This is a genomic window from Pseudomonas sp. C6002 (assembly GCF_013385805.1).
Lineage (GTDB): Bacteria > Pseudomonadota > Gammaproteobacteria > Pseudomonadales > Pseudomonadaceae > Aquipseudomonas.
Genome location: NZ_JACAPH010000017.1, coordinates 383,023 through 398,792, shown reverse-complemented (window position 1 = coordinate 398,792; position 15,770 = coordinate 383,023). Strand labels below are relative to the sequence as shown.

At 61.5% G+C, this 15,770-nt stretch carries 15 protein-coding genes; 7 read left to right on the top strand and 8 right to left on the bottom strand.

Annotated elements, in window-relative coordinates:
- Window positions 1-4: 4 nt before the first annotated feature.
- A complete protein-coding gene (locus tag HX817_RS12150; protein ID WP_023659209.1) occupies window positions 5-565 on the bottom strand; it encodes a fimbrial protein in 561 nt (186 codons plus the stop codon).
- A gap of 51 nt (window positions 566-616) precedes the next feature.
- Window positions 617-1,138, bottom strand: coding sequence for a fimbrial protein (locus HX817_RS12145; protein WP_023659208.1), 522 nt, complete (start codon window positions 1,136-1,138; stop codon window positions 617-619).
- A gap of 540 nt (window positions 1,139-1,678) precedes the next feature.
- Between HX817_RS12145 and HX817_RS12140 the strand changes: the two genes are divergently transcribed.
- Window positions 1,679-2,227 carry a PadR family transcriptional regulator gene (locus HX817_RS12140; RefSeq protein WP_003216412.1) on the top strand — a complete coding sequence of 183 codons (549 nt, stop codon included), beginning with the start codon at window positions 1,679-1,681 and terminating at the stop codon, window positions 2,225-2,227.
- Window positions 2,224-2,973: a siderophore-interacting protein gene (locus HX817_RS12135; RefSeq protein WP_177040299.1), complete on the top strand. Its 750-nt coding sequence runs from the start codon at window positions 2,224-2,226 to the stop codon at window positions 2,971-2,973. Before HX817_RS12140 ends, HX817_RS12135 begins: the two co-directional genes overlap by 4 nt.
- A gap of 71 nt (window positions 2,974-3,044) precedes the next feature.
- On the opposite strand, the gene HX817_RS12130 is transcribed toward HX817_RS12135, so the two are convergent.
- Window positions 3,045-3,686, bottom strand: a complete 642-nt coding sequence (locus tag HX817_RS12130) for a Pr6Pr family membrane protein (protein WP_003216408.1) — start codon at window positions 3,684-3,686, stop codon at window positions 3,045-3,047.
- A gap of 1 nt (window position 3,687) precedes the next feature.
- On the bottom strand, window positions 3,688-3,924 hold the full coding sequence (locus HX817_RS12125) for a VF530 family DNA-binding protein (RefSeq protein WP_003216406.1): 237 nt from the start codon (window positions 3,922-3,924) through the stop codon (window positions 3,688-3,690).
- Window positions 3,925-4,302: 378 nt separating this feature from the next.
- On the opposite strand from HX817_RS12125, the gene HX817_RS12120 reads away from it, so the two are divergent.
- On the top strand, window positions 4,303-6,321 hold the full coding sequence (locus tag HX817_RS12120) for a TonB-dependent receptor (protein ID WP_177040298.1): 2,019 nt from the start codon (window positions 4,303-4,305) through the stop codon (window positions 6,319-6,321).
- 142 nt (window positions 6,322-6,463) lie between these two features.
- Here HX817_RS12120 and HX817_RS12115 read toward each other — a convergent pair whose 3' ends face one another.
- Window positions 6,464-8,488: a c-type cytochrome gene (locus tag HX817_RS12115; protein WP_177040297.1), complete on the bottom strand. Its 2,025-nt coding sequence runs from the start codon at window positions 8,486-8,488 to the stop codon at window positions 6,464-6,466.
- 223 nt (window positions 8,489-8,711) lie between these two features.
- Between HX817_RS12115 and HX817_RS12110 the strand changes: the two genes are divergently transcribed.
- From HX817_RS12110 to HX817_RS12095, 4 genes are all read left to right on the top strand, one after another.
- On the top strand, window positions 8,712-9,914 hold the full coding sequence (locus HX817_RS12110) for a pyridoxal phosphate-dependent aminotransferase (protein ID WP_177040296.1): 1,203 nt from the start codon (window positions 8,712-8,714) through the stop codon (window positions 9,912-9,914).
- Window positions 9,915-10,061: 147 nt separating this feature from the next.
- Window positions 10,062-10,316, top strand: a complete 255-nt coding sequence (locus HX817_RS12105) for a type II toxin-antitoxin system prevent-host-death family antitoxin (protein WP_087692805.1) — start codon at window positions 10,062-10,064, stop codon at window positions 10,314-10,316.
- A complete protein-coding gene (locus HX817_RS12100; RefSeq protein WP_177040295.1) occupies window positions 10,313-10,567 on the top strand; it encodes a Txe/YoeB family addiction module toxin in 255 nt (84 codons plus the stop codon). Before HX817_RS12105 ends, HX817_RS12100 begins: the two co-directional genes overlap by 4 nt.
- 102 nt (window positions 10,568-10,669) lie before the next feature.
- Window positions 10,670-11,374, top strand: a complete 705-nt coding sequence (locus HX817_RS12095) for a hypothetical protein (RefSeq protein ID WP_003216395.1) — start codon at window positions 10,670-10,672, stop codon at window positions 11,372-11,374.
- A 121-nt stretch (window positions 11,375-11,495) separates the two neighbouring features.
- Here HX817_RS12095 and HX817_RS12090 read toward each other — a convergent pair whose 3' ends face one another.
- The 3 genes from HX817_RS12090 to HX817_RS12080 all read right to left on the bottom strand — a co-directional run bounded on the left by HX817_RS12090 (window position 11,496) and on the right by HX817_RS12080 (window position 15,766).
- On the bottom strand, window positions 11,496-12,581 hold the full coding sequence (locus tag HX817_RS12090; RefSeq protein WP_177040294.1) for a pyridoxal phosphate-dependent aminotransferase: 1,086 nt from the start codon (window positions 12,579-12,581) through the stop codon (window positions 11,496-11,498).
- A gap of 149 nt (window positions 12,582-12,730) precedes the next feature.
- A complete protein-coding gene (locus HX817_RS12085; protein ID WP_177040293.1) occupies window positions 12,731-14,173 on the bottom strand; it encodes a cytochrome c in 1,443 nt (480 codons plus the stop codon).
- Window positions 14,174-14,176: 3 nt separating this feature from the next.
- Window positions 14,177-15,766, bottom strand: coding sequence for a GMC family oxidoreductase (locus tag HX817_RS12080; RefSeq protein WP_102369856.1), 1,590 nt, complete (start codon window positions 15,764-15,766; stop codon window positions 14,177-14,179).
- Window positions 15,767-15,770 lie beyond the last annotated feature (4 nt).

Sequence of the window (15,770 nt, the reverse complement as noted above, 5' to 3'; positions counted from 1 at the left end):
ATCTTCAAAAGTATTCCAACTTGAACCGCACTGCCGCGCGGTGAGCCCCTGCCAACAGCGGCACTCCGTTGCCCACCAGGCGGAGCCTGTAATGAAGTGTCATGTCGCCATCAACCACCGGCAGCAGCGCCATCGGCACTCCCGGCACACTCACCTGGCCAGCGGCGTCCTCAATATGGAAAGCAACCCCCTGCGAGGCCCCAAAGGCCGCAAAGGTGCGCCCGCCCATATCGCTGGGCCCGTCGAACGTCACGCGAAGATGCTCCCAGTCCGGCAGCGTTTCGCCGGGGCGCAGCGGGTCGGGACGCGTCACGGTGCAGTTGACCAGCCGTAGCTGGAACGGCTGCATTTGCCCCGCGCCCTCTCGCAACAGGCGGCCGATGGGTTCGGGAGGCATGTCGATGGTCTGATCGGCAGTGACCGCTTCCAGCCCGCAGGCCGAGTCGATGATCTCGCCTCCCAGCGTGACGAGCCCATCGCCTTGCACACGCGTCTGCGCGGCATCACAAGGGCTGATGAACAACGTCAATGAAGAGGCAATAGCGAGACTTATGAATGTTTTCACCTTGATCTCCCGCCAGTTTTCCCCCGCCACCAGTGGTGGCGGGGGAAACACTTACTGATAAGCCAAGGTGAAGTTGGTGACCGCGCTGAAATCACCAGGAACGATGTCGCCTGTCGCCTGGCCTTGTACGTAGGCGCCGAACTGCAGGGTGTTATTACCGGCAACAATGGCCTGCGGAGTGGTTGGCACGCCCAGCTCAATCGCTTTGCCGCCGTGGGTCATCATGATGCCGATGCCGCCCGCGCTGCCGACCGTGCCGATGCCGCCAGGCACAACGCTGGACGGTGCACCGGTGAAGGTAGTGGTCACGGTGTTATCGGTGAGGCCAGACAGGTCGCACCCTTCAAGCTCGATCGCCACGGGGCGGGCGGTGGACTTGCCGCCGGATTGCAACTGATGCTTTGCAATAGCGCCAAGTGCAACTGACTGATCCACAGACTCAGGCTTGATAGAGCAAGCACCCGAATGGACCGAACCGGTAAATGTAATCGTCCCGTCCGCCGCATTAGCAACAGAGATCGAACCCGCCAACAGGCCGACAGTCAACAGCGCAGCTTTTACTTTAGTCTTCATTTGCAGAGGCTCACATGTATTAAAAATCAAAACGAAATCCTGGCTTAGTTGCGCACAGGACTTAATTAACCCAGCGCCAGAACAATTTCCTGAAGCAATGGAAATCGGATGCTTTCCAATTACTTGTATTGCAATTCAGGAGTTCGTTCGAGGCCGGGCAATTATCCATTTCGATTTTGAATATGAAAGCCGGTCGATTCGCTTATTCACGTAGCCTTGTCACACCAAGACACATAGGAAAATTATGGCACTTTGCCAAAACTTTTGAATCAACCGTAAGAAACGGACTACATCAACTTAACGAGAATGATTTAGTGCAGAACAAGTCCGTAAGAATAGGATTACATATTATAAAAAACAACAGTAATTACTGGGGCACGTCAACTAACAAGTTGGCGAATATGTCGAAAGGGTCAGTGCGCTGATCGGCCCGTTTCGAGTCCCGTCTCACCAGACGCGAGATGACCGTTCGTCTGCCGGGGTTGCGGCGGCAATAAGATATATCTTACGTTGTATCTAAACCAAACGAGAGCACCCGAAATGAGAGACCATCATTCACACCGCGACCCCGGTGACAGCCGCGACGGCTTCGACAAACGTCCAGGCCGCGAGCGCGGCGGCCGTGGCCCACGGGTCTTCGCCCCCGGCGACCTGAAACTGCTGCTGCCGGCGCTGATCGCCGAACAGCCGTGCCATGGCTACGACCTGATTCGCCGGATCGAGACCCTGTTCGACGGCGCCTACAGCCCCAGCCCCGGCGTGATCTACCCCACGCTGACCTTTCTCGAAGAAAGCGAACTGATTACCGGCGACGCCGAAGACGGAAAAAAACGCTACACAATCACCGACGCCGGTCGTCTCTTCTTAAGCGAACAGGCGGTTGCCCTCGAAGGCATTCGCATGCGCATGGATGTGAGCAAACGTTCGCTGCGGGGCCAGGACCGTCCGCCGGAAATCCACGAGGCGGTGCATAACCTGCGCCACGCCTTGCATTCGCATCACGGGCGCTGGAGCCCGGAAGAAATCGTTCGTGTCGCGGCGCTGCTCAACAGCACCGCCCAAGCCATTGCCGACGGGAAAGCTCAATGAATACCCAAGCCATCCACCGCGTGACCCACGAAATCAAACGCCGCCGCCTCGAAGTCCTGCGGGTGGTCGACATCACCCCGCGCATGCGCCGCATCACCCTGGGCGGGCCGGAACTGGCGGGCTTTATCAGCCTGGGCAGTGACGATCACATCAAGCTGCTGTTCCCACAGAACGCCGCCGAACAAGCGGCGCTGGACAGCCCCGACTTCAACCTGCGCGGCGACGGCCCGCAACCCGCCATGCGCGACTACACCCCACGCCGGTACGACCTGGACATCGGCGAGCTGGACATCGACTTCGTACTGCATGGCGATGGCCCTGCCTCCACCTGGGCCGAGCAGGCCAAGGTCGGCCAGCACCTGCACATCGGCGGGCCGCGTGGCTCGATGATCGTGCCGGATATCTTCGACAGCTACCTGTTGATCGGCGATGAAACCGCGATCCCGGCGATTGCCCGGCGCCTGGACGAATTACCGGCGGGGCGCAAGGTATTGGCGGTGATCGAGATCGCCAATGCGGCGGAACAGCAGCCGCTGGCCAGCGCTGCCGAAGTGGAAGTGATCTGGGTGGTGCGCGGCCAGGATGACCTGCTCGAGACGGTGCAGAACCTGACGCTGCCGGGCGGTTCGCTGTACAGCTTTGTCGCCACCGAGAGCAAGCTCTCGCGCCAGGTACGGCGGGTGCTGCTGGACACGCACCAGGTCAATGAGGCATTCCTCAAGGCCGTGGGTTACTGGCAACAGTGATCCCTGTAGAAGCGAGCTTGCTCGCGAAGAACCTGAGAGCGCCGCGTTAAACCAGACACACTGCGTTATCGTTAACGTTCTTCGCGAGCAAGCTCGCTCCTACAGATTTTATCCAGCCCCACCACCCCCAGAGCAATCAGCACAAACCCCACCAGAATCCCCCCGGCATTGATGAACACCTGTGGATAACCCAGGGTGTCCACGTTAATGAACGGGTACTGATACAGCCCCCACACATACCCGCGCAACAACGCATAGGCGAAGTACACCACCGGGTAAATCACCCACAGCCCGATGTGTTTGAGGCGCAGACTGCCCTTGGGCACGCACCACCACCAATACGCGACAAACACCAACGGCATCACGTCGTGCAGCAACTCGTCCGCCACAAACTGCACCCCCGCAGGCTGCCACATGTGGCGCAACAACAGGCTGTAGGCGAGACTGACCACGACAATGCTCACGGCAATCCCGCTGCTGACTACGGGCCCGAGGAAGAATCGGCTCGCCGCGGTTGGCCGTTGCACCCACGCATGGGTCAACACCACCGCCACCAGGGTGTTGGTGAGCACGGTGAAGAAGCTGAAGAAATTCACCAGGCCCGGCAACAGGCTGGCGCCATCGACCCAGCGGAAGTAGAAAATGATGTACTGCTGCAGCGCCAGGCCGGCCCAACCGCCGAGGGCTGCGAGGCCGATAAGGTGACGTTTCACCTCAATCCTCGACCGGTCGCTTGGTGCGCATCAACTTCACGTACAGGCCCTCGACCTTCTCCCGCGCCCACGGGGTCTTGCGCAGGAACGACAGGCTCGACTTGATGCTCGGGTCACTGGAAAAACAACGGATGTTGATGCGTTCGGCCAGGCCTTCCCATTGGTAATGCGCCACCAGCGCGGTGAGGACCTGTTCCAGGGTGACGCCGTGCAGTGGGTCTTTGTTTGTCGCGGTCATGCCGGGCCTTTTGTGCAGAAAAGAAGAAAACGAAACCGCGCACCTTAGCGGACGGGCCGTGCGGGTGGAAGCGTTGCCTTCACTATAGGCCACTGTTCGATCGTTCCCACGCCCTGCATGGGAATGCCGAATTGGACGCTCTGCGTCCCTCGGTCGACGCAAGTTTTAACCCTGCGCAATGGTGACGCAGAGCGTCACGGCATGCATTTCCACGCAGAGCGTGGGAACGATCAGCGTGGGAGTGATCGAGCGGGGTTTGGGAAAGTTCCCCTTGGCAGGGAAAAAAGTGATGTTATATTGTAACGATAACTATCAAAGGGTATCGAATCCCTTACCGTTTGCAGCCTTCTCTTTTTGCCGTTTGCCAAGGAACGACCGATGTCCCTCTCTTCTCTCTGGCGCCTCACCCCGCTGGCCGCCGCCCTGTTGATCACCTCCCAGGCCAACGCCCTGGAACTGCAACCCCAAGTCATCACCGGCAACCCGCTGGGCAGCGAAACCCTCGCCTCGCCCACCACCGTGCTGGAAGGCGATGACCTGACCCTGCAACAAAAAGGCAGCCTGGGTGAAACCCTGAACAAGCAGCCCGGTGTGTCGTCGTCGTACTTCGGCCCGGGGGCCAGCCGGCCGATCATTCGTGGCCAGGATGGTGACCGCATTCGCCTCCTGCGCAACGGCGTCGGCGCGCTGGATGCCTCGTCGTTGTCCTATGACCACGCCGTGCCGCTGGACCCGGTCAACGTCGACCGCATCGAAATCGTGCGTGGCCCGGCCGCCCTGCTCTATGGCGGCAGCGCCATCGGCGGCGTGGTCAATACCTTCGACAACCGCATCCCCACCGAAGCCATCGAAGGCATTCACGGGGCCGGTGAATTGCGCTACGGCGGCGCCGACACCACTCGCAGCAGCGCCGGCAAACTGGAAGCCGGCAACGGCACCTTCGCCTTGCACCTGGACGCCAGTGCGCGGGAATTCAACGACCTGAAAATCCCCGGTTTTGCCCGCAGCCGTCATGCACCGCCAAGCGAAGACGGTGAAGGCAAGAACGGTCGCCTCGGCAACAGCGACGGACGCCAGGACGGTGGTGCAGTCGGCGGTTCCTACACTTGGGACGACGGTTACGCCGGGCTGTCCTACAGCAACTACGACAGCAACTACGGCTCCCCGGCCGAGCAGGACGTGCGCATCCGCATGAAGCAGGATCACTACGCCTTTGCGTCCGAAATCCGCAACCTGCAAGGCCCGTTCACCTCGGTCAAACTCGACGCCGGCTATACCGACTACAAGCACATGGAAATCGAAGGCGGCGAGACCGGTACCACCTTCAAGAACAAGGGCTATGAAGCCCGGGTGGAAGCGCGACACTTGCCGATCGGGCCGTTCAACGGCGTGGTGGGCGCCCAAGTCAGTCGCAATGAATTCTCGGCCCTGGGTGAAGAAGCCTTCGTGCCGCAGACCGATACCAACGCCGGCGCGCTGTTTATCCTCGAAGAAATGCAGGCCACCGAGCGCCTCAAGCTGAGCCTCGGCGGGCGCCTGGAACACACCAACGTCGACCCGGACGGCAAGGGCAACGCACGCTTCGCCAATGCCGACAAATCCGCCGACTTCACCGCCGGCAGCCTGTCGTCCGGCGCGGTGTACACCCTCACGCCGATCTGGTCCCTGGCCGCCACCCTCGGCTACACCGAACGTGCCCCGACCTTCTACGAGCTGTATGCCAACGGCGCTCACGTCGCCACCGGCACCTACGAACTGGGCGACGCCAACCTGTCGAAAGAAAAAGCCGTGTCCAGCGACCTGGCGCTGCGCTTCGACAACGGCACCCACAAGGGCAGCTTCGGCGTGTTCTACAGCCACTTCTCCAACTACATCGGCCTGCTGGGCAGCGGTCGCACCTTGAATGACGAAGGCGAGGAAGACGCCGGCGGCATCCCTGAGTACAAATATTCCGGTGTGCGTGCGCGTTTCGCAGGCTTTGAAGCCCAGGATCACATCAAGCTGGGGGAAGGTGCCTACGGCAAGTTTGCGCTGGAACTGTCGGGCGACTACACCCGTGCAACCAACCTGGACACGGGTGAAGCGTTGCCCCGCATTGCGCCGTTGCGTTTGAACAGCGGCCTCTTGTGGGAACTGGATCGCTGGCAGGCGCGGATTGACGTTGAACACGCGGCGGGCCAGGGGCGGGTGCCGGATAACGAAAGCGGTACCGACGGCTACACCACGTTGGGCGCCAGCGCCGGCTACCGCTTCAATGTCGGCGGCAGCCAGTGGCTGGCGTTCGTCAACGGCGAGAACCTGACGAACCAGACCGTGCGCTACGCCAGTTCGATCCTGCGGGACATCGCCCCGGCGCCGGGTCGAAGTGTGCAGGTTGGGTTGCGCACCACCTTCTAACTGACTGCACTCGGTTAAAACTGTGGGAGCGGGCTTGCTCGCGAAAGCGGAGTGTCAGTCAATACATGGGTGACTGACTCACCGTCTTCGCGAGCAAGCCCGCTCCCACATTGACTGTGCCCACTTCGAACAGGTGGTGGGGTTAGTACCGCGCATCCACGGGCTTACCCCCCTTCGGCCAGTCCTTCACCTTGTCCGGGAAATCCGGACGAGGTTGTTGGGAGAAGTACGCTGCCACATCCACCGCCTCCTGATCCGACAACCCGCCCTGCCCCAACGGGAATTTCTCGTGGAAACCGATCGGCATGTTGCGTTTGACGAACGCCGCCGCCGTGTACAGCCGCGCCATCCCCGCCCCGATATTGAACGACTGCTCGCCCCACAACGGCGGGTACACCAACTCGCCATCCGCCCGCGTCAAACCCTGGCCATTGTCGCCATGGCACACCGCGCACTGCTTGGCGTAGACCTGCCTGCCATTCTGCATATCCGGCTTGATCGCCGGGTCGACCTTGCCCACCCCGCGCCCGGCGACTTTATCTTCGGGCCTGGTGTTGTTTTTCATCCAGTCGAAGTACGCCACCATCGCCTGCATATCCGCCGACTCCGCTGGCAACGGCTTGCCATTCATCGAGCGACGGAAGCAGCCGTTGATCCGCTCTTCCAGGCTCACCACCTTGCCCGCACGCGGCGCATAGCTCGGGAAAAATGCCGAGACGCCCACAAACGGCGAACCATCCACCACGGTGCCGGCGTTGAGATGGCAGCTGGTGCAGTTCAGCGAGTTGCCCACATTATTGGGCAGCAGTTCCTTGGTCTGCAGGTGCAGGCGCATGCCGCGTACCACCTGATCGGCATTCGGCGCCGCCAACAATTCGGCCAGGCGTGGGGTTTCAAACGCTGACGAGTCGGTGGTGACCGGGTTGAGCTGGCCGCGCATTTTCTTCACTTGGGCAGCCGTGACAGGCGTACCTTCGTTGCCCCAACTGCTGCGCACGAAACTGAGGATTTCAGCGATTTCCTGATCCGCCAACCGCGCAAACCCAGGCATGGTGTAGACCCGTGGATGAGCTGCGGTCTCGGCGGTTTCCCAACCGGTGAGGGTGATGTGCAGCAGTGACGTCGGGTTGTTCGAGGCAACGCTCGGGTTGCCGGCCAACGGCGGGAACAGCCCTTTCACCCCGCCGCCATCGCTGCGGTGGCAGTCACTGCAAAACTGCATGTAACCCAGGCCACCACGGCTGGTGAACAAGTCCTTGGGCGCTGCGGCGGGTTCGTGGGCCACGGCGGGCATCGGCAGGTCGTCCTTGCCCGGCGGCAGGGATTTGAGATACGTCGCGATGGCGGTCAAATCGGCATCGGTGAAGTGTTGGGTACTGTGATGAATCACATCCGCCATGTTGCCCGCGACCGTGGCAAAGCGGTTCTGCCCGGTCTTGAGCAATTGCACGGTGTCGTCCACCGTCCACAGGTTGCGCAGGCTCAAGGCGCGCCAGTGCTCGACAGTCTCACCGGCCAGGTAATGCCGGCCACTGCGGCCCGCGTCGCTCATGGCTTTTTCCTGGAAGGCGATGCCGCGCGGGGTGTGGCACGAGCCGCAGTGGCCCAGGCCCTGGACGAGGTAGGCGCCACGGTTAAGCACGTCATCCTTCGCCGGGTCCGGCACGAATGGTTGCTTGTCGAGAAACGCCAAATTCCACAACGCCAGGCCCCAGCGCTGGTTGAACGGGAAGCCCATCTCGGCGTCCAGGTTGGGTTTGTTCACCGCCTCCACGCCCTGCATCAGGTAGGCGAACAAGGCGCGCATGTCGCCTTCGCTCATCTTCGCGTAGGACGGGTAAGGCATCGCCGGGTACAGGTTCTGCCCGGCCGGCGTCACGCCTTCACGCATCACCCGGTCGAACTGCTCGAAGGTGTACTGGCCGATGCCGGTGTCACGGTCCGGGGTGATGTTGCTCGAATAGATCGTGCCCATTGGCGTGCTCAGTTCAAGCCCGCCGGCCATTTGCGCGCCTTGCCTGGCGGTGTGGCAGGCGATGCAGTCGCCCAGTTGGGCAACGTATTTGCCCTGTTCGATCAGCGTGGGGTCGGCTTCGTTGGCGTGCAGGGGAAGGGACAGGCACAGCACCACCCCCACAAGGCCCAGACGTGACAGGGGAAAAATCATCGCACTATTCCTTTAATAACCCGGCCTGGGGCGGTCCCCTCGGCGCAGGTCTGCAATCGTTTTTATTGGGTCATCAGGCAGATAACCGGGGCATGGTCAGCCCCAGCTTCGTTGTAGCGGATTTTTTGCGCGCGGCCCTTGATGTGGATCAGGCGGCATGTTCTACAGTGGAACTGAAATTGACTAATTGACGCGGGCATCGATGTCGGCGAGGAGAGCAAGGATGCGTTATTCACCCTTTGTGGGGCGCATTGGCGGCGAATCCGTCAGTGCCTGGGATATTCACTACGCCGCCGCCGAAGCCCAACTGCGTGGCGAAGACGTGATTGTGCTCAGTGTCGGCGACCCGGATTTCGCCACACACAGCGCGATCTGTGAAACCGCCGTGGACGCCCTGCGCGCCGGCGACACCCACTACACCCCTGTGCTCGGCCGCCCGGAACTGCGGGAAGCCATCGCGGCCCGGCAGAGCCTGCTGCAAGGGATTGCGGTGCACGCCGACAATATCGCCCTGGTCGCCGGCGCGCAGAATGGCCTGTTCGCGGCCTGCTTGTGCCTGTTCAGCCACGGCGATGAAGTGCTGGTGCCAGAGCCGATGTACCTGACCTACGAGGCCTGTGTCCAAGCCTCGGGGGCACGCATTAGAACCGTCGAACAACCGGCCGCCAACGGTTTTCGCCTGACCCGCACCGCGCTGCAAGCCGCGATTACCGACAAGACCCGGGGCATCGCCCTCGCTACACCGTGCAACCCCACCGGCAATGTCTACTGCCGCGAAGAGCTGGAAGCCGTCGCCGAAGTGGCACGCGCCCACGACCTGTGGGTGATTTGCGATGAAGTGTATGGGCAGCTCATCTATGACGATCAACACCTGAGCATCAGCGCGTTACCCGGCATGGCCGAGCGCACGGTGGTGCTCAACAGCCTGTCGAAGAGCCACGCCATGACCGGCTGGCGGGTTGGCTGGGTGGCCGGCCCGCCCACATTGATCAACCATCTGGAAAACTTGCTGCTGTGCATGATTTACGGCCTGCCAGGGTTTATCCAGGCGGCGGCGATCAAGGCACTGGAACTGGATGAGGCCGTGGTCAGCGATGCCCGTGCGGTGTATCGGCGCCGGCGTGACCTGGTGGTGAACGCGTTGAGTGCGATCAGCGAGCTGGACTGCCGAGTCCCCCAGGCGGGCATGTTCATGCTGGTGGACGTACGCCGCACCGGGCTCAGCGGCCGGGAATTCGCCTGGCAACTGTATCGCCAGACCGGCGTATCGGTGCTTGACGCCCAGGCGTTTGGCCCCAGCGCCGAAGGGTTTGTGCGGGTTTCGTTTACCGTCGCCGATGACACCCTCAGGGAGGCTTGCCAGCGCATTGCCGGCTTCGTCGAAGGGCTTGGGGCCGACGCCGCGCCTTTACGTGATCGCCGATAACAGGTAGCGGCTGTACCAGGAATTGGGCTACGAAAAACGCGCCTTCGAAATGGGCAAGCGCCTTGGTTAAATCAACCGTTGGTAAGATGCCCCTTGATGACCTGTACGTATTTCTGTACGTTTCAGCCATTAAGCGAGGACTCAATTATGGAAACTATCAACTACACCCATGCACGGGCCCATCTCTCGGACACGATGGATCGGGTAAACGAAGATCGTGCCCCTCTGTTGGTGACCCGGCAAAAAGGTGAACCGGTGGTCATGATCTCTCTCTCAGAGTTCAACGCTCTTGAAGAGACGGCCTATCTGCTGCGCTCTCCCAACAACGCGGAACGCTTGATCAAATCGATCAACAGCCTGCGAGCCGGAAAGGCCAAGCCGAGACAGTTGATTGAAGAATGAAAATACTCTTTACGCCTGAAGGCTGGGACGACTACCTCTGGTTTCAACAAAACGACAAAGCTGGGCTCAAACGCATCAACTTACTGATCAAATCGATCCAGCGTGATCCTTTTGACGGCGTTGGCAAACCAGAACCACTCAAACATTACCTCAGTGGTTTCTGGTCCAGGCGAATCACAGCGGAACATCGTCTGGTGTACGGGATTGAGGAGGGTGAAATACAGATCCTCATGTGTCGCTATCACTATTGACGCCATTTACCGTCAGGATCCTGCCTTGACCTGATCCCCCTCCCCGCTGAAAATGCGCGACGCTTTTCCCGTCTCCCCGTTTACTGAAGTAGTGAAATTTCAATGTCTGATTCCCGCACCGAAGAATCCGTAGTCGCCTTGCAATCCAAAGCTGAATACGAAAACGCCATCAATCTTTCACAGCACGTGCCGGCGGCCAAGACCATCAGTGAAATGGTGCTGGACGCGTTCCACACCTCCAAGGAAAGCGACCAGATCCGCGAGCTGCGCGTGGCCATCCGCCAGGCCCACGACGCCTTCGACGACGACAAGGCCTACGACCTGATGGGCGAGCTCAAGCAGCTCAAGGACGCCGAAGCCGCCGACAACGCCGCCCTCGAAGACCTGAACAGCAAGTTCTCCATCAGCCGCATCCTGTCCAGCTTCAAGGACGACCCGGAGTTCCAGGAGCTGGTCTACGGCCTGGCCCTCAAGGTGCTGAACCAGACCCACCAGGCCATCAGCAACCCGAGCGCCGGCAAAGGCAAGGCTTCCCGCCCGAAGAAGGAAGTGGAAGTGTTCGCCATCAGCAAGGACGGCATCAGCGTCACCCTGCCGCTGCGTTCGCCGCGCTCCAAGCCGAACGTCGACCGTGAGGCGTTTGAATTCCTCGGCTTTACCTTTGTCGGTGAAGGTGACGAGGCGGAACTGGAAGTTGAAACCTTTGTGGATAACTCGGGCGCCGAGCAGCCACTGACGCGTAAAAGCATCATCACCGCGCTGCAGCAGCAGACGGCGTTTGAGGGCTACAGCATCGCCCAGCAGTAACTCGATCTAAATGTGGGAGCGGGCTTGCTCGCGAAGACGGTGGGTCAGTCACGTATGCATTGCTGACACTCCGCTTTCGCGAGCAAGCCCGCTCCCACATTTGACCTGCGTCGCAGCGAATTCAGCCTACGACTTGAGCCGCAAACACCTCGCGAAACCGCTGCATCTCATCAGCGTTGCCCACGGTGACCCGCACCCACTGCGGCCAGTTTTGCCACACGCGCCCAATCTTCACGCCCTGCTCGCCCAGCCGCTCGATGACCTGTTCCGCCGGACGGCGCACATCAATCATGAAGCAGTTGCTGTGAGACGCCGTGCAGGTGAATCCGCGGTTTTTTAGCCAGGCCACCGTCTCATCCCGCAACCGGGTATTGAGCGCCTTGCGCGCCGGCACCAGTTGCGTATCCGCAAGGCTGGCGCGGGCGGCCAGCAGGCTGGCGGCCGCCGGCACGTTGTCCCCGCCAAACACCGCCAGTTGTTCCAGCAGCTGCGGATGACCGATCGCAAGCCCCAGGCGTGCGCCGGCCAGGCCGTAGATTTTCGAGAACGTGCGCAGCACCAGCAAGTCGTCATGGTCCTTGACCCACGCCACACAACTGGGTGCGTCACTGAAGTCGATGTAGGCCTCGTCCACCAGCAAAATGCTGCCCTGGGGTTTGCGCGCCAGTGCCTGTTCGATGGCCTTGGCGGGTGTGAGGGTGCCGGTGGGATTGTTCGGGTTGCAGAGGTAGATCAGGCCGGGCTGGCGGTCAACGGTGAGCATGGCGGGAAGGTCATGGGCGTGATCGGCGTTGAGGTCCACTTCATGCACCCTGGCCTTGCACGACTCGGCTGCCTGGCGCGGAACTTCGTAGGAAGGCGTGGCCATCACCAGGCTGCGGGTTTCGCTGGTAAACGCCAGCACCGCGTAGCGCAACGCAGCCATGGAGCCGGCGAACACCGCCACCTGTTCCTCCAGAATGCCCTGCTGTTTGGCAAACTGTTCGACCAGCGCGTACATGTCCGGGTACGGGTAGCGCCCCGAAACGGCAATACCGCGCTGCATGGCCTGCCGCGCAGCCGGCGAGGGCCCGTAGGGGCTTTCGTTGTAGTTGAGCAGCACCTCGGGCGCCGCCACGGCGGGGCTTGCCTCAGCCCAGTCCAGGCGACCCAGCAACGGCAAGGCCGCGCCCAGTGCGATCAGGGAACGACGACTCACGTTGACCATGAAGACCTCTCCTTGTCGGCTCGCAGCTTCAGGTGCGGGATTCGCCCCCGTTCCTGCAATTGGGTATGACGAGGAAAACAGCCGGTGATTTACCCAACCAACAAAAAGCCCCGCACTTCATACCGAAGGCGGGGCTTTTGCGTGTCCGGCTAGTTGGAATGAAAACGCCGGTTCAACGCTATCCGCTTGGCCTCCACTGCCCGCAGGTGTTGGTGGTGACGGCGCCACAGCAACAGCACGATGATCAGCACCAGCACCACCAGGCCACCGCCCCACAGCAGGTACGGCATGGCCGTGATCAACAACGGCGCATCCCCGCCACGACGCAGGCTGGTGACTTCTTCGGAACTGACGCTCAGCGCCGGGTTGCCGAAGGTCTGCAGGCTGTAGTTGGCGATGGCGGCGATTTGCGCGTCGTTCAGGTCACCGCCCAGGGCCGGCATGCTCACGGCGCCGTCGGCACCTTTGCGGTCGATGCCCGCGATGATCGCCATCACCAGGTTGTTGGCCTGGTTGCCGTTGAGCGCGGTGTTGAGGCTCAGGGACGGGTAGAACTTGTCAGCCGAGCCCTGGCCATCGCGGCCGTGGCAGCTGGAGCAGGCCGAGTTGTAGAGGCGTGCGCCATCCAGTCCGGTGGCGTCGGCCAGTGAGGCTTGATCGCCCTGGCCGGTTTCCAGGGTGCTCATGTCCACCGGCTTGACGTCACGCACCACCCGCTCGGTTTGCCCGGGATCGCGGATCGGCGGCACGCTGTGCAGGTAGGCGGCCATGGCATGCAGGTCGCTGTCGCTGAGGTAGCGGAAGCTGTTTTCCACGGCTTCGGCCATGCCACCCGCGGCTTGGGCCTTGTCGGCGAGGTGACCGTTTTTCAGGAAGTTGACCAGGTCGTCCTCGCTCCAGTCGCCGAGGCCACTGACCTTGTCGGAGGTGATGTTGGGCGCAACCCAGCCACCCAGTTTCGCACCGGCCAGGTACTGGCTGTTGTCCTCGGCCATCAAGGCATTACGTGGGGTGTGGCAGGCGCCGCAGTGGGCGAGGTTGTCCACCAGGTACTGGCCACGGCTGGTCTGTTCGGTGGCGCCAGGCTTGGGCACGAAACCCTGGCTGTCGAGGAACACCAGGTTCCAGCCGAACATCAGTTGGCGGATGTTGAACGGGAACGCCAGGTGCGTTTCCGGCACCGGCTGGTCCACGGCTTTGACGCCCTGCTGCAGGTACACATACAAGGCGTGGATGTCGTCATCGCTCATGCCCTGGTAAGAGGTGTAGGGCATCGCCGGGTACAGGTGCTGGCCCTTGGCGTTAATGCCTTTGCGCAAGGCGTCCGCCAGTTGTTGCTCGGTGTAGTCGCCGATGCCGTAGGCCTTGGACGGGGTGATGTTGCTGGAGATGATCTTGCCCATGGGCGAGTCGATCACATACCCGCCGGCCAGCGGCGCGCCGCCATTCTCGGCGGTACGGTGGCAGGCTTCGCAGTCGCCGGCACGGGCGACATACGCACCTTTCTGGATCAGCGCGGCAGTGTCTTCAGCGGCAAACACCGGCAACGCGGTGAGCAGCAAGGCCAGCAGCGGAAATTTAAGCAATCCCATCACCTAGACCTCCCGCGCAATGATGTCGGCCATACGGATACTCAGCGCCACGCCGGCCAGGGTCGGGTTGATGGTGCCGGAGGCCGGTATCACCCCGGTGGTGGCGAGAAACAGGTTGGCGTGGTCGTGGGTGCGGCACTCGTGGTTGACCACCGAATCCTTGGGGTTGGCGCCCATGATCACGGTGCCCATCAGGTGGTCGCGGTTCTGGTAGCCGGTGTTGTCTTCCACCACCGTGCCGCCCATCAGCTGCACGAAGTGCGCATAGTCTTCAGTGACGCCGGCCTTGGCCGCCTTCACGTAGTCGCCCACCTCGTAGTTGACCACCAGCATCGGAATGCCCAGGGCGTCCTTGCGGGTGCGGCTCGGGCGCACGGTGTTGGTCTGCAATGGCAGGGTTTCATACACGGTAGAGACGTCGACCCAACGCGCCGCATCGTGGCGGATGCGTTCGTCCAGCTCCTTGCCGTACACGCCCTGGGCGATCAGCCGCTTGGCCACGGCAATGTTCGGCACGTTGTTGGAGATCGAGTGTTTGACCGAGGCCCGCTCCTTGCGGAACTCGCCGTCGCGGCGGTTGAAAATCCCGCCCTGCTGCACCGCGCCGCGTCCCGGCCACAACGGCTCGTCGGCGATAAATTGCAGGCCCTGGCCGGTGTGGTCCATCAGGTTGCGACCGACCTGGTCGGAGGAGTTGGCCACCTCGGAAATCAGCAGCAGCTTGGGGGTTTCCAGGCCGTGGGCGGCAACGATGAAGTACTTGGCAGTGAGCCGCACATCGGCGCCGGTGGAGCTGCGGTAATGGATGGCGACGATCTTGTCGTCCGCGCCTTTTTCCAGCTTGTAGGCGGTGGCGTCGGTGATCAGCTTGGCGCCGGCCTGTTCCGCATGGCGGGCGTGCACGTCGCCGCTGTACATCGCGCCGATGGGGCAGACCGGCATGCAGTTGTTGTTGCCGCTGCACGCCGGGCGCCCGTCGTAGGGTTCAGTGGCACGGCCATTGGGCTCATGGATAAAGTGATACCCCGCCGGGGCCATGCGTTCGCGCAGGCGCTGGAACAGGTAGGTATCACCTTCCGGCGCCATCGGGTACGGGCTTGAGCGTGGCGGGAACGCGCCGCCGCCCTGCCCGCTCTGGTCCTGGGTGTCACTGCCGCATACGCCCAGGGCAATTTCCGCACGCACGTAATAGGGTTCCAGCTCGCTGTATTCCAGCGGCCAGTCGCGACCTACGCCGTAGAGCGTCTTGAGTTTCATATCGTTGGGCAAGTAACGCCAGCACGCTGCCGCCCAGTGCCAGGTGGTACCGCCCACCAGTTTCAACATGCCGGGGCGGAACTCGAAAGAACCGGTGTTCTCGATGTATTGCTCATCATAAGAATGATGGGCCCACGGTTCATTCGGATAGGGTGAGTTGTAATTGCCCTTGTTCGACGAATTACGGAAGTTCTCGACTATCTTCCAGCGGGGAATATGTTCACCCGCTTCCAGAATAATCACCGACTTGCCGAGTTTGGCCAATTCAAAGGCTGCGTTACTGCCTAATGCGCCGGAGCCAACCACAATGACATCGGCGTCAAAATCCTGATTCATAAAA

Coding starts and splice junctions, on each gene's coding strand:
- HX817_RS12085 (WP_177040293.1), bottom strand. CDS start 14,173: ATGGGATTGCTTAAATTTCCGCTGCTGGCCTTGCTGCTCACCGCGTTG.
- HX817_RS12145 (WP_023659208.1), bottom strand. CDS start 1,138: ATGAAGACTAAAGTAAAAGCTGCGCTGTTGACTGTCGGCCTGTTGGCG.
- HX817_RS12115 (WP_177040297.1), bottom strand. CDS start 8,488: ATGATTTTTCCCCTGTCACGTCTGGGCCTTGTGGGGGTGGTGCTGTGC.
- HX817_RS12100 (WP_177040295.1), top strand. CDS start 10,313: ATGAAAATACTCTTTACGCCTGAAGGCTGGGACGACTACCTCTGGTTT.
- HX817_RS12095 (WP_003216395.1), top strand. CDS start 10,670: ATGTCTGATTCCCGCACCGAAGAATCCGTAGTCGCCTTGCAATCCAAA.
- HX817_RS12140 (WP_003216412.1), top strand. CDS start 1,679: ATGAGAGACCATCATTCACACCGCGACCCCGGTGACAGCCGCGACGGC.
- HX817_RS12105 (WP_087692805.1), top strand. CDS start 10,062: ATGGAAACTATCAACTACACCCATGCACGGGCCCATCTCTCGGACACG.
- HX817_RS12090 (WP_177040294.1), bottom strand. CDS start 12,581: ATGGTCAACGTGAGTCGTCGTTCCCTGATCGCACTGGGCGCGGCCTTG.
- HX817_RS12135 (WP_177040299.1), top strand. CDS start 2,224: ATGAATACCCAAGCCATCCACCGCGTGACCCACGAAATCAAACGCCGC.
- HX817_RS12125 (WP_003216406.1), bottom strand. CDS start 3,924: ATGACCGCGACAAACAAAGACCCACTGCACGGCGTCACCCTGGAACAG.
- HX817_RS12080 (WP_102369856.1), bottom strand. CDS start 15,766: ATGAATCAGGATTTTGACGCCGATGTCATTGTGGTTGGCTCCGGCGCA.
- HX817_RS12110 (WP_177040296.1), top strand. CDS start 8,712: ATGCGTTATTCACCCTTTGTGGGGCGCATTGGCGGCGAATCCGTCAGT.
- HX817_RS12120 (WP_177040298.1), top strand. CDS start 4,303: ATGTCCCTCTCTTCTCTCTGGCGCCTCACCCCGCTGGCCGCCGCCCTG.